This window comes from Rahnella bruchi (assembly GCF_003614975.1).
In the GTDB taxonomy this organism is placed as follows: Bacteria; Pseudomonadota; Gammaproteobacteria; order Enterobacterales; family Enterobacteriaceae; genus Rahnella; species Rahnella bruchi.
This window is the reverse complement of the sequence record NZ_QZWI01000008.1, coordinates 58,200-78,130: the sequence shown is the minus strand read 5'-3', so window position 1 is coordinate 78,130 and position 19,931 is coordinate 58,200. Positions and strand designations below refer to the sequence as shown.

The 19,931-nt window shown below is 54.0% G+C and carries 19 protein-coding genes and 2 pseudogenes; 10 read left to right on the top strand and 11 right to left on the bottom strand.

The features are described 5' to 3' along the window. Positions 1–45: 45 nt before the first annotated feature. Complete coding sequence (locus D5398_RS14720; RefSeq protein WP_120508412.1) at positions 46–849, bottom strand: inositol monophosphatase family protein; 804 nt, start codon at positions 847–849, stop codon at positions 46–48. A gap of 170 nt (positions 850–1,019) precedes the next feature. Between D5398_RS14720 and D5398_RS14715 the strand changes: the two genes are divergently transcribed. From D5398_RS14715 to D5398_RS14705, 3 genes are all read left to right on the top strand, one after another. Continuing rightward, positions 1,020–1,652 carry a LysE family translocator gene (locus D5398_RS14715; protein WP_120508312.1) on the top strand — a complete coding sequence of 211 codons (633 nt, stop codon included), beginning with the start codon at positions 1,020–1,022 and terminating at the stop codon, positions 1,650–1,652. A 97-nt stretch (positions 1,653–1,749) separates the two neighbouring features. Then, positions 1,750–2,838 (top strand): ABC transporter substrate-binding protein, encoded by a 1,089-nt coding sequence (locus D5398_RS14710; RefSeq protein WP_120508311.1) that lies wholly within the window; start codon positions 1,750–1,752, stop codon positions 2,836–2,838. Positions 2,839–2,885: 47 nt separating this feature from the next. Next, on the top strand, positions 2,886–3,626 hold the full coding sequence (locus tag D5398_RS14705; RefSeq protein WP_120508310.1) for a molybdate ABC transporter substrate-binding protein: 741 nt from the start codon (positions 2,886–2,888) through the stop codon (positions 3,624–3,626). A gap of 4 nt (positions 3,627–3,630) precedes the next feature. On the opposite strand, the gene D5398_RS14700 is transcribed toward D5398_RS14705, so the two are convergent. Further along, positions 3,631–4,488 carry a PA4780 family RIO1-like protein kinase gene (locus D5398_RS14700; protein WP_120508309.1) on the bottom strand — a complete coding sequence of 286 codons (858 nt, stop codon included), beginning with the start codon at positions 4,486–4,488 and terminating at the stop codon, positions 3,631–3,633. Positions 4,489–4,941: 453 nt separating this feature from the next. On the opposite strand from D5398_RS14700, the gene D5398_RS14695 reads away from it, so the two are divergent. After that, positions 4,942–6,057, top strand: a complete 1,116-nt coding sequence (locus tag D5398_RS14695) for an SDR family oxidoreductase (protein ID WP_120508308.1) — start codon at positions 4,942–4,944, stop codon at positions 6,055–6,057. 89 nt (positions 6,058–6,146) lie between these two features. Here D5398_RS14695 and D5398_RS14690 read toward each other — a convergent pair whose 3' ends face one another. The 3 genes and pseudogenes from D5398_RS14690 to D5398_RS14680 all read right to left on the bottom strand — a co-directional run. Then, a complete protein-coding gene (locus D5398_RS14690) occupies positions 6,147–6,770 on the bottom strand; it encodes a glutathione S-transferase family protein (RefSeq protein ID WP_120508307.1) in 624 nt (207 codons plus the stop codon). Between the two features lie 34 nt (positions 6,771–6,804). Continuing rightward, on the bottom strand, positions 6,805–7,338 hold the full coding sequence (locus D5398_RS14685) for a GNAT family N-acetyltransferase (RefSeq protein ID WP_120508306.1): 534 nt from the start codon (positions 7,336–7,338) through the stop codon (positions 6,805–6,807). Between the two features lie 94 nt (positions 7,339–7,432). After that, positions 7,433–7,792: pseudogene (locus D5398_RS14680) on the bottom strand (AraC family transcriptional regulator); the annotation flags it as partial. On the opposite strand from D5398_RS14680, the pseudogene D5398_RS14675 reads away from it, so the two are divergent. Next, positions 7,789–8,178, top strand: a pseudogene (locus tag D5398_RS14675) (EamA family transporter); the annotation flags it as partial. The pseudogenes D5398_RS14680 and D5398_RS14675 overlap by 4 nt on opposite strands. A gap of 116 nt (positions 8,179–8,294) precedes the next feature. Continuing rightward, complete coding sequence (locus tag D5398_RS14670; protein WP_120508305.1) at positions 8,295–8,675, top strand: tautomerase family protein; 381 nt, start codon at positions 8,295–8,297, stop codon at positions 8,673–8,675. A gap of 10 nt (positions 8,676–8,685) precedes the next feature. Here the strand turns inward: D5398_RS14670 and D5398_RS14665 are convergent, their stop codons facing one another. Beyond that, on the bottom strand, positions 8,686–9,426 hold the full coding sequence (locus tag D5398_RS14665) for an SDR family oxidoreductase (RefSeq protein ID WP_120508304.1): 741 nt from the start codon (positions 9,424–9,426) through the stop codon (positions 8,686–8,688). Between the two features lie 121 nt (positions 9,427–9,547). Between D5398_RS14665 and D5398_RS14660 the strand changes: the two genes are divergently transcribed. After that, on the top strand, positions 9,548–10,456 hold the full coding sequence (locus tag D5398_RS14660; protein WP_120508303.1) for a LysR family transcriptional regulator: 909 nt from the start codon (positions 9,548–9,550) through the stop codon (positions 10,454–10,456). Here the strand turns inward: D5398_RS14660 and D5398_RS14655 are convergent. Both D5398_RS14655 and D5398_RS14650 read right to left on the bottom strand, forming a co-directional pair. Next, on the bottom strand, positions 10,446–11,360 hold the full coding sequence (locus tag D5398_RS14655) for an AraC family transcriptional regulator (protein ID WP_120508302.1): 915 nt from the start codon (positions 11,358–11,360) through the stop codon (positions 10,446–10,448). The two genes, D5398_RS14660 and D5398_RS14655, sit on opposite strands and share 11 nt — an antisense overlap. 6 nt (positions 11,361–11,366) lie before the next feature. Further along, positions 11,367–12,788 (bottom strand): aldehyde dehydrogenase family protein, encoded by a 1,422-nt coding sequence (locus D5398_RS14650; RefSeq protein ID WP_120508301.1) that lies wholly within the window; start codon positions 12,786–12,788, stop codon positions 11,367–11,369. 130 nt (positions 12,789–12,918) lie between these two features. On the opposite strand from D5398_RS14650, the gene D5398_RS14645 reads away from it, so the two are divergent. Continuing rightward, on the top strand, positions 12,919–13,404 hold the full coding sequence (locus tag D5398_RS14645; protein ID WP_120508300.1) for a hypothetical protein: 486 nt from the start codon (positions 12,919–12,921) through the stop codon (positions 13,402–13,404). Positions 13,405–13,466: 62 nt separating this feature from the next. Here D5398_RS14645 and D5398_RS14640 read toward each other — a convergent pair whose 3' ends face one another. Next, entirely contained in the window at positions 13,467–15,041 is a 1,575-nt protein-coding gene (locus tag D5398_RS14640) for a hypothetical protein (protein WP_120508299.1), read from the bottom strand. 127 nt (positions 15,042–15,168) lie between these two features. Continuing rightward, positions 15,169–16,326: an FAD-dependent urate hydroxylase HpxO gene (gene hpxO / locus D5398_RS14635; RefSeq protein ID WP_120508298.1), complete on the bottom strand. Its 1,158-nt coding sequence runs from the start codon at positions 16,324–16,326 to the stop codon at positions 15,169–15,171. Positions 16,327–16,583: 257 nt separating this feature from the next. On the opposite strand from hpxO, the gene D5398_RS14630 reads away from it, so the two are divergent. Together D5398_RS14630 and D5398_RS14625 are read left to right on the top strand one after the other, a co-directional pair. Further along, on the top strand, positions 16,584–17,438 hold the full coding sequence (locus D5398_RS14630; protein WP_120508411.1) for a LysR family transcriptional regulator: 855 nt from the start codon (positions 16,584–16,586) through the stop codon (positions 17,436–17,438). Between the two features lie 94 nt (positions 17,439–17,532). Then, positions 17,533–18,963, top strand: a complete 1,431-nt coding sequence (locus D5398_RS14625; protein WP_120508297.1) for an amidohydrolase family protein — start codon at positions 17,533–17,535, stop codon at positions 18,961–18,963. Between the two features lie 99 nt (positions 18,964–19,062). On the opposite strand, the gene D5398_RS14620 is transcribed toward D5398_RS14625, so the two are convergent. Further along, entirely contained in the window at positions 19,063–19,605 is a 543-nt protein-coding gene (locus tag D5398_RS14620; RefSeq protein WP_120508296.1) for a single-stranded DNA-binding protein, read from the bottom strand. Positions 19,606–19,931 lie beyond the last annotated feature (326 nt).

The window sequence follows — 19,931 nt, the reverse complement described above, 5'->3', positions numbered from 1 at the left end:
CGGGACAACTGCGCAGCGAAAGCCATTCGAGGCATTTATTTCGGTTTACTTCGGTTCAAAGTCCGGCCATAACGGCGCGATGTCAGACATCAGATTTGGCGTTCCGGCCGCCACTGACATATGCCGGTAATTGTCAGTTCCGTCCGGCGTTTTCGCAAATTTCACCACGGTTTGCAGTCCGGCTTCCTGGCAAAGCACTGCGCCACCGGCAATGTCCCACAGCGTTGTGCGGCGTTGCAGATGTCCGTCGATAATGCCTTTAGCGGCAAACACCATGCCGATGGTCGTACAGCGATAGCAATGCACCGACCAGTTAGCGGCGCGGATCCCCTGATAAAATGCCGACGCTTCCTCCAGCTTATCGTCGGAACTGTCGCCGAGGGAAACCACCTGCACATCGCCAAAACGGTCATCACGGCGAAAAGGCTTACCGTTATGGAAAATCCCCTTTCCGGATTCTGCGGCAAACAGGTCGTTTAATACCGGCAGCGCGACAATGCCCATCACTGGCTTTTTGTTCTCCACCAGCCCGAGCGAGACTCCCCACAGCGGCGAACCGCGCAAAAAATTCGACGTGCCGTCAATGGGGTCGATCACCCAGCAGGATGCCTCTGTCAGCACGCCGCCCAGCTCCTCGCCGATAATGGCATCTTGCGGGAAATGTTCTGCCAGCTGACCACGAATGAACTTCTCGACCGCCACATCCGCCTCAGAAACGAAATCCTGCGTGCGTTTACTGCTGACCTCAATGGTCTCCCGGCGGTTAAAAAAACTCAGCGCCAGTTCAGCCGCCTGCGCCGCAATCTGGCTGGCAACGGTCAGACGCGCAGACATCATACTATTCGTCATCACAAATCCTGATTTTTCAGTCTGAAGGGTTTTCAGTTCCAAGGGACATTCACGCATATAGAATGCACCGGTTTTGATGAATAAAAAATGACAACGGGTCGCTTGCCAAAACTGCGTAAAACACTCTATATCTGTGTGCTTAACTTTTCTGCTTTTCGCCGGAGATTCCCATGCCTGATGCCGCCCACTGGATCCCATTCTTACTGATTTGCCTCGGACTGGTGTTAACCCCCGGCCCGAACATGATCTACCTGATTTCGCGTTCACTGTGTCAGGGGCCAAAAGCAGGCCTGATCTCACTCGGCGGTGTGGTGCTGGGATTTCTGTTTTATATGCTGTTCGCCGCGCTGGGTATTACCGCGCTGCTCATGGCGGTACCCTTCGCTTACGACACCCTGCGCATCGGCGGCGCGGCGTATCTGCTGTATATGGCATGGCAGGCGATAAAACCCGGCGGCCGCTCACCGTTTCAGGTTAAAAATCTGCCACGCGACAGCAATAAAAAACTCTTCAGCATGGGGCTGGTGACCAGCCTCCTGAATCCGAAAGTGGCTGTCCTGTATCTGACGTTACTGCCGCAGTTTCTCGTGCCGGGTCAGGGTCATGTGCTGACGCAGTCGCTGATCCTGGGCAGCTCGCAAATACTGATCAGTGCGACCGTTAACGCGCTGATCGCCCTGTCAGCAGGTTATATCGCCGTCTTCCTCGCGGGGCGCCCTTTGTGGATGGTGCTTCAGCGCTGGTTCATGGGCGCGGTTCTGGGCGGACTGGCAGTGCGTATGCTGCTCGAGGGCCGTAAATAACGTTCAATTTATACGAACGGTCCTTTATCACCGGTCATATTCACCTAGCGGTCAACGTTATATAATCCTCTGCACAACGAAACCAGAGGATTTATCCGTGCGCGCATTATCATCCCGCTTTTTACCTTCGGTCGCCCTGATCGGGCTTGCCCTGAGCTTTGTCTCCCCTTCTGCTTTGGCCTCACGCCAGATAACTGACCAGCTTGGCCGTCAGGTCACGATCCCCGATAAAGTTGACCGCGTGGTTGTTCTGCAACATCAGACCCTGAATCTGCTGGTTCAGCTCGATGCCACCAAAGATATCGTAGGCGTATTAAATAACTGGCAGAAACAGCTGGGCAGCGGTTATGTCCGCCTCGCGCCGGAACTTGCCAAAACGCCGGAAGTGGGCGACCTGACCAGTGTGAATCTGGAAAGCGTCGTCGCGCTTCATCCGCAGGTGGTTTTTGTCACCAACTATGCGCCGCAGGAAATGATCGACCAGATCAGCCAGGCCGGGATTGCAGTGGTCGCGATTTCACTGCGTGATGATCCCAAAGGCGAAGAACATAAGATGAATCCGGTGCTGCCTGATGAAGATAAGGCGTACAGCGAAGGGCTGAGGAAAGGCATCGCCCTGATTGGCGAAGTGGTTAATCACCCTAAACAGGCTCAGGAATTGATCGACTATACTTTTTCAGAGCGCAAACTGACCGCCGGGCGTCTGAAAGATATTCCGCCTGAACAGCGGATCCGCACGTACATGGCAAATCCAGACCTGACCACTTACGGTTCCGGTAAATATACCGGGCTGATGATGTCACATGCCGGTGCGATGAACGTGGCTGCCGCCACCGTGAAAGGCTTCAAACAGGTGGCGATGGAACAGGTGATCGCTTGGGATCCGCAGGTGATTTTTGTGCAGGACAGATATCCGGAAGTGGTCGGGCAGATCAACAGTGATCCGAAATGGCAAAGTATTGATGCCGTTAAAAATCATCGTGTTTATCTGATGCCGGAATACGCCAAGGCCTGGGGCTACCCGATGCCCGAAGCGTTGGCGATGGGTGAACTGTGGATGGCGAAAAAACTGTATCCGCAAAAATTCGCAGACATTGACATGCAAAAACAGGCAGACGCTTATTACCAGCGTTTCTACCGGACAGATTTTAAACCCGCGACAGACGCGGCGCGCGCGGGGAAATAACCTCATCCCCGGCGTTTATTGTTGAGGCAATGTGACAAGGAGACCTGATGACAAATTCAATCAAAGTGCTGGCCGCAGGTAGCCTGCGCCGGGCGTGGCAACCGTTGTGTGAGGCCTTTACGGAAAAAACCGGCACGAAAGTCAATGCGGAGTTCGGCCCTGCCGGGCTGTTACGTGAGCGCATCGAACAGGGTGAGAAAGCCGATCTGTTTGCTTCCGCCAATACTTCGCATCCGCTGGCTTTACAGCAGCATGGTAAAGCGCTGTCAGTGGACAATTTTTGCGGCAACAGCCTGTGTGTAACAGCGCGAAAAGTGCCGGAACTGGAAACGCTCAACTGGCTGAAGGTATTACTCGATTCGCGTTTCCGGCTGGCGACATCCACGCCAAAAAATGATCCTTCCGGCGACTATACCTGGCAGATGTTTGAAAATATTGAGCGTCGTCATCCGGGTGCCGGAGAAGCATTGCGCAATAAAGCCTTACGGCTGGTGGGCGGTGAGAAGTCAGCAAAAGTGCCGGAAGGCAAACTGGCGGCGGAATGGCTGATTTGCAGCGGGCAAGCAGATGTGTTTATCGGCTACACCAGTTATGCCACGCTGCTGCGGGAGAATGACGAGCTGGAAGTGTTCAATGTTCCGGCAGATTACAATGTCCGCGCCATCTACGCGCTGGCCACCTGCACCGAAAAAGGAAAACCGCTGGCAGAATTTATTCTTTCAGAAACCGGCCAGCATATTTTGCAGAACGCCGGTTTTTGCGGAAAACATTCGGTGATGCCGGAATAAACACTTAATGATCTAAATCGCGTTCCTTCATTGCCCGCTGACGATCATAATACTCATCTTCGGCGGCAATGATTTCGTCGAGCAGTGAATTCACATCTGCTTTATGCGTATCTTCGGCAAACAGGCCAGTCAGCGGTGACTCCGGTGTCAGTTTACCGTCTTCGTACAATGCCCAAATCTCTTTGGCATAGCGCGTTGCCAGCAACTGCGGCGCGAACTGACCATAATACTCAGTCATATTATTCACATCGCGCTCAAACATCGATTCGGCATGATTATTGGCTGCGGCATCCACGGCTTGCGGCAGGTCGATAATCACCGGCCCGTCGGCATCCATCAGCACGTTAAATTCTGACAAATCCCCGTGAACGATACCGGCGCAAAGCATACGCACGATATTACGGATCATGGTTCCAAAATCCGCAACCGCTTCTTCTTCGGTCAGGATGACATCACTGAGGCGCGGCGCGACGACTCCATCTGCGTCGGTGATGAGCTCCATCAGCAACACGCCATCGAGGCAAATGTAAGGCTGCGGCACACGCACACCGGCATTCGCCAGACGAAACAGTGCATCGACTTCCGCCGTCTGCCAGGACTCTTCCTGCTGCTTACGTCCGAACTTGGTGCCCTTTTGCATCGCACGCGCGTTGCGGCTGTTACGGACTTTACGACCTTCCTGATACTGCACGGCCTGTTTGAAGCTACGTTGCGTTGCTTCCTTATAAACTTTGGCACAACGGATATCTTCACCGCATAAAACGGTGTACACGTCGGCTTCTTTGCCACTTTTCAGTCGACGGACCACATCATCAATCAGGCCGTCATCCACCAGAGGTTGGATTCTATTTGGGATTTTCATGCAGCCTTGTACCTTATTTCAGCGCATGAGGGAATGACCTGCGCAATATTCCCTTCATTACACACCAGACACGCCGTTCGCGTCATCCTTTCTTGATCCTTATCGCTCACTGCCTTCAGGGGTACAGTTTAACGTAGTGGCGAAAGAGTGGATACTTTCTGCACACAGGTTATTGTCATTCTGCGTAAAAAAGAAGATGGACACTGCCGCTGTTTTCCCTCTCAACACCACCGCAGGAAATTTGACTTAAATATTTTATTTACACCTGATAATTATTTCTTACTGTAAATAAGTTCTGCCAGTTATTATATTTTAATGTCGCTGGAACTTTTTACGTGATGTGAACTTTCCGTACTGTTTAGTCTTCGTTTATTAAGGGCAGGGAACGGTATACGCTCCGTTTAGAATTGTGATGGTACTGTGCCGGTAATTTCCCGTTGCAGGTTGTCTATTATGAACACTCTATTAATTACCGGTGCTACTGGTTTTGTTGGCGGAGCTGTTGTTGAATATTTTCTGCGTCAGCAATTAACCACCAAAAATAAACTATTACTTTTAGTCAGGGCTGACGATAATGCGACGGGACTCGCCAGAATTATCGATAATTTAAAGAAATTTGAACTCAATGACGAACAGCTTTCCGCGCTGAGCGAAGCGTCAATATTAACCGGTGATTTAGCTGAACCGGCAAGTTTTATTCTGGATCCGCGTTTAGATAATGTCACCCATGTTATTAACTGTGCCGCCATTGCTTCATTCGGAAATAATCCGGCCATGTGGCGGGTGAATGTTGAAGGCTCGCTGGTCTTTGCCAAACGCATGGCGCAGGTCAAAGGGCTGAAAAGATTTGTTCATGTCGGCACGGCGATGGCCTCCATGCCCGATAAAGACAGCGTATTCTATGAAGGCATGCCGGATAACGAACAGAACGAAGACCTGGTGCAATACACCGCGTCCAAGCGTGCTATCGAAAATCTGGTGCGGGAAGAATGCCCGTCACTGCCGTTTGTCGTCGCACGTCCGTCGATTATCGTCGGTCATACTCAGCACGGCTGCCAGCCTTCGAGCAGCATTTTCTGGGTCTTTATGATGGCGATAAAACTGAAGAAATTTACCTGTACGCTCGACGATCAAGTGGATGTTATTCCGGTAGATTATTGCGCGATGGTACTGGCTAAATTATGTCTGGCGACCGAACTCAGCCATAATTTCTATCATATTTCTTCCGGCGAAGAGATGTGTACGCCCTTCCATGAAATTGATACGTCCGTAGCGAAAGCAAATAATGCCCCGCGTATTATCAGCGAGTATGAGCAGATCAGTTATCAGGAATTCACCGGCATCCGTAAGCAATTTAAAGATGTACTTGGCCCGTGTAATGACAAAATTATTCTGCGTGCTATTAAACTCTACGGCGGCTTTGCTCAGTTAAATGTGAAATTTGATAACTCACGCTTATTGAATATGGGCATTCCTAAACCTGCCGCGTTTAAAAGTTATATTGATAAATGTGTTTCCTCTACGCGGGGACAATCTATCAGTGAACTGATGCGGGTGGATTTTAAATAAATCCAGTTTCAGTGTGAAAAAGTAAAATGATTTAGACAAAAATGACGCAGCACAGGACATTGCTGCGTCATTTTTTTTACTCTCAGAATTTACACAAGACCGTTACGACCATACTGACGAAAACCTTCGCGCTGATTCAGCCGGTCATAATATGCCGTCACTGCCGGTAACGCCGGACGTGGCATCGGCGTCATCGACCAGCGGTTCACCGCCAGCCCGAGCGGAATATCTGCCAGGGTGAAATTATCCCCCAGCACATAATCGCCACTGCGCTGCAGCTGTTCTTCCAGCATCTGCATATGACGGTTCCATTCGCTGACACCGGCATCAATCAACGCCGGGTCCTGATGTTGCGGGCTATTGCGCGCCAGCGCCGGAAATGCATAACGCCAGGCGTTATTCAGCTCACCGGCCTGCCAGTCCATCCACTGTTCCGTCAGCGCACGACGTTTCGGGTCGGATGACAGCAAATCCTCACGCCCTTCCCGCGCCGCCAGATAGCGGCAAATCACGTTGGATTCCCACAGCACGAACTCGCCTTCCAGCACTACCGGCACCATCGCATTCGGATTCAGCGCTTTAAATTCCACGGTCTGCGTGGACTGAAAACCCACACCAAACTGCTCCTGCTCGTAATCCAGTCCCAGTTCGTGGCAGGTCCACAACACTTTGCGCACATTGATCGACGGTGATTTACCCAGAATCTTCAGCATGATGTCCCCTGTTAAGTGGAGCATAAATGGCGGGTCACGACGGACGAACAAAAATCCGCGTGGCCGAGCCGTGATAGGTGGTATCGGTTTTCACCACGAAACCGCATTTTTCCGCCAGACGAACAGAAGCCTGGTGCTCCGGTTCAATAATGCAGCATAGCTGACGATCCAGATTTTTTTCAGCCCAGCGGATCACCGCCTGCGCGGCTTCAGTGGCGTACCCTTTGCCATGAAACGCCGGTGAAACTACCCAGCCCATTTCTGCCATACCATTGAGCGATGGCGTAATGTCGCGCTGATAATCTGCCAGACCGATTTCACCGACAAAAGCCCCTTCTGCACCATCCGTTTTTTCGAACACAATCCAGTAACCGAAACCGAGCATCTGCCAGTGACCGGGATAACGCAGCAGGCGACTCCAGCTGGTTTCGCGACTCGAGGGTGTACCGCCGATATATTTCACCACAGCCGGATCGGCCCATTGCGCGGCAATATGTTCAAAATCATCAACCTGATGGGCACGTAATATCAGGCGTTCGGTTTCAATAACAGGCGCTTGGGTCAGCATAGTTTTCTCTGAATAAAGTGAATTTCCATTAACTTAGCACTGGAATTACACGGACCGGAAGAGGGGTTTTAACGGGAAATGAAAATCAGACAATAATGCCGCCGCGCATCGTCGGCAGCGCCCATTGCAGATGGGTGTAATTTTTGACCAGATGCGCCAGCAGCAGATTAGCCGCGCTGCTCAGCATCAGCTGATTGCTGTTTTCCTGCCACTGACCGCTGAGCAAAAAGTGGCGATACAACAGCGTAATCTGCGGATCTTCTTTGAACGTGCGTTCTTCCAGATCAATTGCCGCCGGACTGCGATCCCAGGTTTGCTCAACCAGATGGCGCAGATGCTCATCGGAACAATACAGATGTACAAACGACAAATCGTCGCGCACGTCCCAGCTCGACATGCTGCCTTTGGGCATCAGACAAAAGCGATCCGGCCCGCCGCCATTGCGCCAGCCGCCACGGGCTGGATGTGCTTTCCACTAATACTTACGCGATGTTCTACGGCACCGCAGTGATGGGCGCACTGAGTCTGGTGCAGGGCGCTTCTTTCGCCATTGACCTGACACCGAAATATCTTGGCTCGCTGGTCTATCTTTCGGTGTTTGGCTCGGTGCTGGCCTTCGGGATTTACTTCACGCTGGTCGGGCGTATCGGTGCCAGTCAGGCCGCCTACAGCACGCTGCTTTTCCCGCTGGTCGCGCTGACGGTTTCCACGTTTTATGAAGGTTATCAGTGGCACGCTAATGCGGTAATCGGGCTGGCACTGATCCTGCTCGGGAATCTGGTGATGTTCTGCCGCCCCTCGTGGCTGGAGATGTTTCGCAGAAAGGCGGTAGCGGGTTAAAGCGGGTTACCGGTACGTACAAAAAATCGCTCGACAGACCGGCTCCTCGTGTTGCATACCTGAAAGGCCGCATCCTGAGAGATGCGCGCCCTACAGAAAATAACGAGGAGAATAAAATGCCATTTGTACGTATTGATATGGTGGAAGGAAAACCCGAAACCTACCGCAAAACCGTCGGTGATGTGGTCTACGACGCCATGCGCTCCACGCTGAACGTGCCGGAAAACGACAAGTTTATTGTCATCTCCGAACACTCTCCGGCAGAAATGATGATTTCGCCGGACTATCTGGATATCCAGCGCAGCCCGAACTGCATCGTGATTCAGATAACCCTCAACACGGGCCGCACGACAGACATGAAAAAAGCGTTCTATCACGCCGTGGCCTACGGACTGCACGAAAAAGTCGGCTTACGCTTAGAAGACGTATTCATCAGCCTGGTCGAAGTGCCGAAAGAAAACTGGTCCTTCGGCAACGGTGAAGCCCAGTACGCGTGATCACAACCGCTTAAATAATCCCGCCATTCGCCTTCAGCGTCTGACCGTTGACCCATGCGCCATCAGGACCGGCGAGAAACGCGACGACGGAGGCGATATCTTCCGGCTGGCCGAGGCGTTCAAGCGGGGAAGTTTTGGCGATGGTTTCGACTAACTGATCCGATTTGCCGTTAAGGAATAAATCCGTTGCTGTCGGGCCGGGCGCAACGGTATTGACGGTTATCTGGCGGCCGCGCATTTCTTTGGTCAGCACGCGACTCAGCGCCTCGACAGCGGCTTTGGTCGCGGCATACACGCCGTACGTCGGCTGGTATAAACCGACGACAGTCGATGAGAAATTGATGATACGCCCACCGTTGTGCAGATGTTTCGCCGCTTCACGCAGCGTGTTGAAAGTGCCTTTCAGGTTGATGTCGATGAGGCGATCAAATGCCGCATCGTCGGTGTCGGCAATCGCCGAAAGCGTCATAATGCCCGCGTTATTCACCAGTACATCCACACCACCAAACGCCTGTTCTGCGCTGGCAAACATCCGGCTGACCGCGGCTGCGTCGCTGACATCCGCCTGCGCGCTGATGGCCTTGCCGCCTGCCTGCTCGATTTTACTGACCACCGCGTCGGCTTCTGCTGCACCGCGTGAATAGTTCACAATCACGGTAAATCCGTCGCGCGCCAGGCGTTCTGCGATGGCTGCGCCAATACCGCGTGATGCGCCGGTGACCAGCGCGACTTTCTGTTTGGATGAAGTCATGATGCGTTTCCTTTTTTCAGTGATTCGGATCTGTTGTCGATGAAGAAAGAGTAGCCGATTGACGCTGCCGGATAATTCCCTGATATTCGTTATCACTATCCGGAAAAAGCGAACAATCATTATGGATAAACTCGACAGCATGCAGCTGTTCACCCGCGTGGTGGAATTGCGCAGCTTTACGCAGGCCGCGCAAGCGCTGAACCTGAAACGTTCGACCGTCACTGACGCGATAAAGCAGCTGGAAACCCGGCTGAACATCCGGCTTTTGCAACGCACCACCCGTCACGTCAGCCCGACGCTGGATGGCGAAGCCTATTACCAGCGCTGTCTGCGCATTCTGGCGGATGTAGAAGATGCCGAAATGGCCTTTGCCGGTGCGCAGCCTAAAGGGCTGTTACGGGTAGATGTGCACGGCTCGATGGCGCGGCATTTTCTGCTGCCCGGCTTACCGGATTTTCTGGCGCAGTATCCTGACATTGAGTTTTACATGAGCGAAGGCGACCGGCTTGTGGATCTGGTGCGTGAAGGGATAGATTGCGTGATCCGCGCCGGAGAGCTGAAAGACAGCGATATGGTCGCGCGTGCGCTCGGTACGCTGCCTGAAATGACCTGCGCCAGCCCGGAGTATCTACGGCGTTTCGGCACACCCGCTACGCCGGACGATCTCGCTGGTCACCGGATGATTGGTTTCCGTTCCAGTGCCACCGGAGGCCTGTTGCCACTGGTTTTTCAGGCGCAGGGCAAAACGCGTGAAATTCTGCTGCCGACCAGTTTGTCGGTCAACGGCGCGGAAAGCATGAAAGAAGCGGCGCGGCGCGGAATGGGGATTATTCAGGTGCCGCACTACGGTCTTCTGGAGGATCTGGCGCAGGGAAGTCTGGTGCAAATCCTGGCGGATTATCCGGCCGGTTCGCTGCCGGTTTCCCTGCTGTATCCACGTAACCGTCAGCTTTCGCCACGCGTGCGGGTGTTTATCGACTGGATGGTGAAAGAGTTTGCGCGGCGGGATCCGCATCCGCTTACAGCGTGACACCCTGCAGGCGCAGCTGGCCGATATCCTGCAACGGCGGCGCGCCAAACGACCGGCGGTATTCGCGATTGAACTGTGACGGGCTTTCATAGCCGACACGAAACGCCGCCGTCGCCGCGTCGATATTCCCGCTCAGCAACAGGCGGCGCGCTTCGAGCAGGCGGATTTGTTTCTGGTATTGCAGCGGACTCATCACCGTCAGCGCTTTAAAACGGTGATGCAGATTGGAAACGCTCATGCCGACCGTTTTCGCCAGTTCGTCCATGCGCAGCGGATGAGCGAAATTAGCTTTGATCCACTGAATCGCCTCACTGACGCCCCTCCCCTGATAATATGACAGCAGATGCTGATAAAAATGACCGCCTTCCGGCGCGGTGATCAGCCGGTAAAAAATCTCTTTTTTCACCAGTTGTCCGAGCGCCTGCAAGTCCTGCGGAATATCCAGCATCGTCACCAGCCGTAAAAATGCATCCGCCAGAAAATCATCCGATTTCGCCACATAGGTCGCGCTGCCGGATTTAGGGATCAGCCGCTGATCGAGCTGCATGTCGATCATCAGATCCGCCATCTCTTTCAGATCCAGATCGATACGGATCCCCAGATACGGATGATCCTCTGATGCCTGCGTCACCTGCCCAGAAACCGGCATGTCGATGGCGGAAAACAGATAACTGCCCGCACCGTATTCCACCACGTCAGTGCCGATCAAAACCTTTTTCTGCCCCTGTAAAATCAGGCACATTGACGGTTCCAGCATGCCTTTATTGAGCGCGGTCGGATGGGTGAAACGGATAAAAGACAGCCACGGCAGCGCCGTCGGGCAGGAATTCTCTTCCGGCGGCAGAGGGGAAAAGGCGCGCAACACGCGCGCGCTCAGGGAAATCATGGACGTCATTGAAGTCATCGCGCCTCACTCATCGTCGATCAGGGTCTTCGGCTCAAGATACGCTTCCAGCCCGTAAGTGCCAAATTCGCGCCCTAAACCGGATTGTTTGAAGCCGCCAAACGGCGCATCCGGCTCGTCATACATGCCGTTGACGAACACCCGTCCGGCTATAATCTGCGCTGCCACTTCGCGCGCCTGCTGGCGGTTTTCCCCGCTGACATACGCCTGCAAGCCGTACACCGTATCGTTCGCCATCCGCACGGCTTCTTCGACAGTGCGGTAGGTCAGCACCGAAAGCACCGGTCCGAAAATCTCTTCGCGGGCGATGGTCATATCAGGCGTAACGTTCACGAAGACCGTCGGTTTGACGAAATAACCGCTGTCCAGTCCTTGCGGCCTGCCTTCGCCGCCGCACAGCAGTTCCGCCCCTTCTTCAATCCCCAGACGAATATAATTCTGCACGCGGGCGTATTGTTTTGCGGTCACCAGCGGACCGATTTGGATATCTGCCTGCATCGGATCGCCGACTTTTACATTCGCCACCGCCTGCAACAGATGCGTTTTCACTTCCTCCAGCCGTTCCTGCGGCACCAGCAGACGCGTTCCGGCGATGCATGCCTGACCGTTATTCATGGTGCCGACCGCCAGCGCCAGCGGAATGGCTTTTGCGAGGTCGGCATCCGGCAGCAAAATATTGGGCGACTTGCCGCCGAGTTCCAGCGTGACGCGTTTCAGGGTATCAACCGCGTCGCGGGCAATGGTTTTGCCGACCAGCGTCGAACCGGTAAACGAGATTTTGGCGATATCCGGATGACGGGTCATTTCGGCGCCCACCACATCGCCACGACCAGTGACGATATTAAATACGCCCACCGGTAATCCTGCGGCGTGCAGGCATTCGGTCAGCACCTGCGTTTGTCCCGCGCTCAGTTCGCTGGGCTTGATCACCACCGTGCTGCCCGCCGCCAGCGCGGTCGCCATTTTGTTGCAGATGAAACCGTAATTCGCATTCCACGGCGTAATCAGCCCGACTACGCCAAGCGGCTCCATCACCACTTTTGCCCGGCCAATGTGGTGCACAAAATCGTATTCATTGAGGAGTTTTATCGCCTGCAAAAAAGCACCGGAAGACCGCGCCACCGTGCCCTGCACCATCGCCAGCGAGCCGCCATATTCTGCACTCATTACCGCTTCCAGCTCATCCGCCCGCGCCAGTACGGCATCGTGCAGTTGCTGTAAATACTGAATGCGCTGTGCTTTTGAGGTGCGCGAAAAGGTTACGTACGCGGCTCTGGCGGCGGCAATCGCCTGGCGGGTATCAGTTTCATCAGCCAGACGAACCTGAGCCGTAACCTGTTCGGTCACAGGATTGATCAGGTCCATCACTTCATTGCCGTGCGGGGTGACGAATTCGCCGTTAATATAGATTTGATTAATCTGTTTCATGAATGCCTCCGATGAATGAGCTTTCATGCTAAGACTTGTGCGCAAATCTCAGATAGACCAATACTGTGCAAGCATTGCCTGATCCTGCTGTCGGGAAATAAATCAGAACGCTAATGATTGGGAGAAACCGATGACCACACCTGCTGTATTGCTGCATATCGGCGGCGAAGAAACGCGGGTTATCATCCGAAATGATGATAACGAAGATACAAATTTGCTCCTGACACTGGGCTCACAGCTGACGTCCGTCGGCTATTTCCGCCATTCGCCGCCGACGCCGGATGAAATGGAAACCGCCATTATGGTGGTCGAGGACGAAGTGATCCGCATCCGGCATGACATTCCGGCGGGCGCCAAATTATTCAGCACGGATAACGATATCCGCGCGCTGGCCCGTATTGCCGGTGAGGCAGAAAACGAAGTAATGATCCTATCGCTCGACGCCGTGGAACGCACTTTCGACCGTCTGGCGCTGGTGATAAATGGCCGTCCCGCACATTTCGAAGGGATCCCCGACGGCAATGATTTCGCCGCCACTTTATTGATTTTGCGCGAGTTTATGCATCATCTGCAATTTGACGAAATCGTGGTGAAAGGCACAAAGTTTGAAATATAAGCCTGCGATAAAGCCCTAAAAAACAGCCTCTGACGAGGCTATTTTCGTTTTATCTGCACTAATTAAGACCGGTTTTTCAACTGTGCAGGATCAGATTCCATCAGCACCAGACTGCTGAGATCCGGCAGTGTCTGATGATTCAGATAATCCTGGAATGACATCCGCGGCGCATTATTTTCCCAGGCTGATTGCAGCTTACCGAGCAGATCAGTGGTTTTCGACACGGATTCCGGTGTGGTGGTATCGGACTCCAGCGCGCCTTTCACATATTTCTGAATATGCGTTAAGTGGCTGGCCGACTGATCGACCGACGCACTGACCAGCGCCCCTTTGTGATACTGAACAGAGGTCGTGCTTTCTGACTTATCATCAATCTGGTAATACAGGTAATTCTGCGAGTTCCGGTCACTGGTCAGGTTCAGCTGTAGACCTGGTGTCAGCGACTGATGATAACTGGCGACCAGATGTGACTGCTGCTTCTGCGTGATATTACGATCCTGCGTACTGGTGCCAGTAATGGTGCTGGACTGCGAAAGCTGATAGGAGAACGTATCGGTTTCATCCGGGCGCATCGGATTGGTGGAATCGACAGGCGTTTGCGAAATGGACGCCGTAAAATCCGCCAGCCCGGTCATCATGTTTTTATCGGTTTTAGTCAGCGAGAAATACACCGGTTCAGAACCCCGGCTTTTATAGGTCGTTGCCGTATCGCCGTAATTGCTGTTCAGCGCGGTAAAGGCATCTTTGAACATCGCCATCAGCGAATCATCGGCACTGCCCCGATTGCCTGCGCTGTTGATCTGCTTCAGATAACTGTTCAGCGCCTGTTTCTGCTGGGTATCCGTACCCAGGAGCGCGCGTTTGCTCATGTCGACGCTGATATCTACCGTGCCGGCAATACCGGTGGATTTCACCGAGCGCGTACTGGCATCAGCATGGAAATCCAGCGTCTGGGTATTGGTGGTGCCGAGCGTGGCGTGTAAATCCACCGACGACAGCACCGAGCTGTCGAATTTTGTCAGGCCAGTCAGATCCAGCTTTGGCGGCTGCGCGGTCAGGCCATCAATCGCTTTCTGAAAACCTTCTGCCAGCCCGGCCAGTGCTTTGCGATCGGCATCGCTGAGCGTGCCTTTGCTGACATTCACCTGCACGCCCAGACCGTCATCATCACTGCCGAGCGTGATATCCACCAGCGCGCCGCTGGCAGTTTTAATGCTCAGGCTTATCTGGTTATCGGCTTTGGCATGAAGCTGATTTTGGGCGGCGACGTTGCCCGCTGAACTGGCTGATTGAGCTGAAGTTTGTTTCATCACCGATTGCGAGTAACTGCTGCTGTCAGTGGTAAAACGCTCAAGCAGCGCCGCACCGAGCCCGGTAAAACGCGCCGCGTTACCGGCATTGCTGAAGTTCGAGGCGAGCTTTGAAGACATCAGGTCGCCGGAAGAACGTTCCCAGACCAGTGCCGGTTTGGTGATGTTATAGACCGGCGACGGGGTGTCGGTCTGGCCGATCATCACCGAGGTGGATTGCGCCGAAACCTGCTGCTGACGGGTCGCAGAAGTGACCGCCGTCAGTGATTTTGTCGCCGTAACCAGCGTGTTGAGCGCCTGATTACCTGTCGCAGAGATAACTGTCATCCTGATGAGTCCCTATGTTTTATGCGTCACAGCGCCAGTGGATACCTTGATCCTTCTGATGCTATTTTCGGCAAAAACACAGGGAACTTTAAGGATATGTAAAAAGTTATTTCCTGCGAATAAAAAACTATTCCAGCGGCCCGCCCAGAATGGTTTCGCACATACCGGAAAGAATGCGTTCACCGGTTTCAGTTTTTAAATCTTCATACCATTGTTCAGTGACGGCCATTTCTTTGCCGTGGGTGACATCGCAGCGTTTACGCGCTTTCAGCACCAGATCCTTCACGCGATACGCGCGCTTTTCCTGATAACGTAGCAGCGCATCTTCAATGCCTAATGAATTGGTTTGCAGCATATTGGCCAGCACCACCGCATCTTCCATCGCCGCACAGCCACCCTGCCCGATATCCGGCGTGGTGCTGTGGCCGGAATCACCGAGCAATGCAATACGGCCTTTAACCAGTTGCATAAAGGGTTCGATGTCGTGAATTTCAACGCGGTTGGTGGTCTGCGGATCAATCTGACTGATCAATTTCTGCACCGGTTCTGCCCAGCCCGCAAAATAGCCCTGCAAATCGTCGCGCACGGTGGTGCGATCCTGCGGCAAACCTTTTGGCAGCGGCACATCAAAGAAGAAGTAGAAACGGTTGCCGCTCACCGGCATCAGCGAAACCCGTTTGCCTTCGCCGACAAACGTCGTCCATTGATCCGCAGGTGCAATGCTTTCGTCGATTTCCACCAGACCGTTCCAGTTAACGTAACCGGCGTAGCGGCGCTCCGTGGCATAGCCCAGAACGTGCTGGCGGATAATAGAATGGGTGCCGTCGGCAGCGATCAGCAAATCGCCGGTCGCAGAGGTGCCGTCGTCAAACCAGGCGGTGACGCTGTCGGCGGAATCTTCAACGTGTGTGACGCGTTTGCCAAACTGCACCTGATCGCGGCCATAGGTATCAAGCAGCATCGACTGAAGTTCCGCGCGCGCTACCGGATACGGCTGCTCGCCGACGCTTTGGATCAGCGGATCCATGCTGAAACGCGTCATGGTCTGACCCTGCTGATATTCTTTGTAGGCCATAAAACGCATGTTGCCACCCAGTTGGCGCAGCGCGTCTTTCATACCCAGATAGTTCAGGCACTTCACGCCATTTGGCCAGATCGAAATCGCCGCGCCCACCGGTTTGATCTCCTTCACCGCCTCGTATACAGCCGTTTCGATACCAAAACGCTTCAGCGCAATCGCCGCACACGTACCGCCAATACCGCCACCAATCACGATCGCTTTCATATTTTTCTCCCCTGAGTCATACAGGAGAAAAGCAATTTCTGTACCAGAAAGACATTTTGCCGCCGAAGCCTTGTATACAATCTTAAGTGAAATCAGAAACTGCCGGAGCGCGGGAGAAATGCCCTAAAACGAGGCGTTCTTTTGGAGCAGGAGGCGCGAAATCCCCACGCAATGAGTCAGTGTGGTGCGCGGGCCTGAAGGTTGGTACTCTGGGTAGTATTGATATTTCGAATACATTAAACATAAGTATTTATAAAATGAATCGCTATCCGATGTTCAGCCCGCAGCAGTTACTCAGTTTTGTCGCCGTATGCGAAACCGGCAGTTTTACCCGCGCCGCCGACCGCGTTTATCTGTCGCAATCGACCGTCAGCCAGCAGATCCGCAGGCTGGAAGAAGCGCTGGGCAAGCCGCTGCTGGAACGCACTTCCCATCAGGTGCAGCTCACCGAAGAAGGCGAACGGCTGCTCGGCTATGCGCGGCGCATCATTGCGCTCAATGGTGAAGCACACGATGCACTGAGCGACCAGTGGCCGGACGGCGTGGTGCGTCTCGGCGTGCCGGAAGATTTTGCGGCAGCGACCACAACGCTGCTGGCGCAGTTCAGCCGCGCCCATCCGCAGATCCGCCTCGACGTCACCAGCGGCCTGAGCCACGAACTGCGCCGCGCCTGGCAACAGGACATGCTGGACATCATTCTGGTGAAGCAGCTGACCGGCGAGAAAGCCAATGCCTCGCGTCCCGAGCCGATGCTGTGGCTCGACAGCGCCGCGTTTCCGGCATTTGAACGGGATCCGATCCCGCTGGTACTGTTTCCGCTCAACGGCTTATACCGCGAAGAATTGTGTCATGCGCTGGATTCCCTCGGGCGCAGCTGGCGCATCAGTTACAGCAGCGCCAGCCTCGCCGCGCTGGTCGCTGCCAGTGCCGCAGGACTGGGGGTGACATTATTACCGGCCAGCTGCCGTCTGCCGGAACACCGGATTTTAGGTGCGGAAAGCGGATTGCCTCAGATTGATAACGTCGAACTGGCGCTGTTTTACCGCCCCGATGCGACGCCAGCACAAATCGCACTGGCCGGAAAATTAAAGGATTTTTGCCAGCTCAGTTAGGCATTAGGTTTCCCACTGACAGGCAGTGGGAAAAATCGCAGCCGGAACCGGCGATATCTTTTAGGGTGAAAGGGAAGCAGCATCCTCCCGCATCATGATTAAGGAATTCGACGTGCAAAATCCTCAGCAACAAAGCCGCAGAAACTTTCTCTCTCATAGCGCCAGAATCACCGCCACCGGCGCACTGCTCACCGCAGGGATGGCCTCCGGCTTCGCATCGGCCTCGCCGTTTAAAGCAGGCGCAATGAACGAAAAATGTGACGATGCCAGCCAGATCAACGCCATTTCTGCTCCGCACTACCAGCTGCGTAATGTCCGGCTGGAAGAGGGTTTTGAGCGCGAAGGCGATATCGTTATTGCCACGAAAACCGGGTTGTACAATCTGGAGATCAACAACGGAAAAATTGTTGCGATCCAGCCAGCAAAAGATGCACCGGCCACTACGTTGCCTGCCTTTGATGCGCGGGGATTACTTCTGCTGCCCGCCACGCGTGACATGCATATCCACCTCGACAAGACCTTCTACGGTGGCAAATGGGAAGCGCCGCGCCCGCGTAAAGGCAAAACTATCATGGACATGATTGCCCGCGAACAGGTGCTGATCCCGCAACTGTTACCGACGTCAGTAGAACACGCCGAAGCAATCATCGGCCTGCTGCATTCCAAAGGTACGACCGGGGCGCGCAGTCATTGCAATATCGACCCGGTCAGCGGCCTGAAAAGCCTGGAGCATCTGAAACTCGCACTGGAAAAACATCAGCAGGATTTCAGCTGTGAAATCGTGGCGTTCCCGCAGCACGGATTACTGCATTCGAAAGTCGACGGCCTGATGCGCGAAGCGATGCAAATGGGCGTGCAGTACGTCGGCGGGCTGGATCCGACTAATGTGGACGGCGCGATGGAAAAATCCCTCGACGCAATGTTCCAGATTGCACTGGATACCCAGAAAGGCGTGGATATTCATCTGCATGAAACCACACCCGCAGGTATTGCGGCGGTGAAATACATGATTCAGACCGTGGAGAAAAACCCGCAGCTGAAAGGCAAAGTGACGCTCAGCCACGGTTTCGCGCTGGCGATGATGCAGGGTGCAGAACTTGAAGAAGTGATCGCCGGACTTTCCGAGCAGCAGTTCACCGTCGCCTCCACCATTCCGCTGGGCAAACTGAACATGCCGCTGCCGCAGCTCAGCCAGAATGGTGTTTTCGTGATGACCGGCACCGACAGCGTGATCGACCACTGGTCGCCGTTTGGCACCGGCAGCATGCTGGAAAAAGCCAGTCTCTACGCCCAGCTCTACGGCAACTCCGACGAATTTGGCCTGACGCGCTCCCTTGCTATCGCCACCGGCAACGTCCTTCCACTCGATGACAGCGGCAAACGCCAGTGGCCCGCAGTGAACGATAACGCAGAGATGATCCTGGTCGACGCCAGCTGTTCCGCCGAAGCGGTCGCGCGGGTGTCAGACGTGAAAGCGACGTTCCATCAGGGCAGATTAGTGTTTGGTGCTGTGGGGAAAGTGTGAGGGGTCAGAGATCCCTGAATGCCGGACAGCAAAAAGCCCCTTTCGGGGCTTTTTGTTTTTCTGACACGATGTCTGACATTGATGCCCGAAGGCAACCCATCAGAACGGGATATCGTCGTCGAAATCCATTGGGGGTTCGTTGTTCTGTGCTGGCGCGTTGTTCTGCGCAGCCGGACGAGCCTGCTGGCCGCCGCTGAACTGGTTGCCGCCTTGTGGCTGCTGAGGCTGACCCCAACTGCCCTGCTGGCCGCCTGCGGATGGCTGACCGCCACCTGCTGGAGCGCCGCCGCCGGCACGACCGCCGAGCATCTGCATGGTGCCACCCACGTTAACGACGACTTCGGTGGTGTATTTTTCAACGCCAGCCTGATCGGTCCATTTACGGGTTTGCAGTGCACCTTCGATGTAAACCTGAGAACCTTTCTTCAGGTATTCACCCGCGACTTCCGCTAATTTGCCGAACAACACCACACGGTGCCATTCCGTTTTTTCTTTCTGCTCGCCGGTGGCTTTGTCACGCCAGCTTTCAGAGGTTGCCAGAGTGATATTGGCAACCGCGCCGCCGTTAGGCATGTAGCGGACTTCCGGGTCTTGTCCCAGATTACCGACGAGAATAACTTTGTTTACGCCTCTGCTGGCCATGTGGATTCTCCTGATGATGTATGTCGTGGTTGAAACCACAATCCGAGGTGTGGAAGGTCACACTTTGCAGCATTATAACCATAAAACGATACCTTCGTACCATGGATGTCTGAGGATGCGGCATTCTTTCCAGATTGTTCAGCAAACATTCCATTGTTACATCGAGTACTGGATATACATTCAGGTTTTGGGGTGGCATGGGCTGTGATTTGTGTCATAATTGCGCGTTACGTTCTTCTCTGTGCCCGATTCGATGGCTGGCGCGAAGCTGTATTTCACGACGGTCACCGGCACGGTGAGCTATCAAGTTAAACCGGGAATGATGA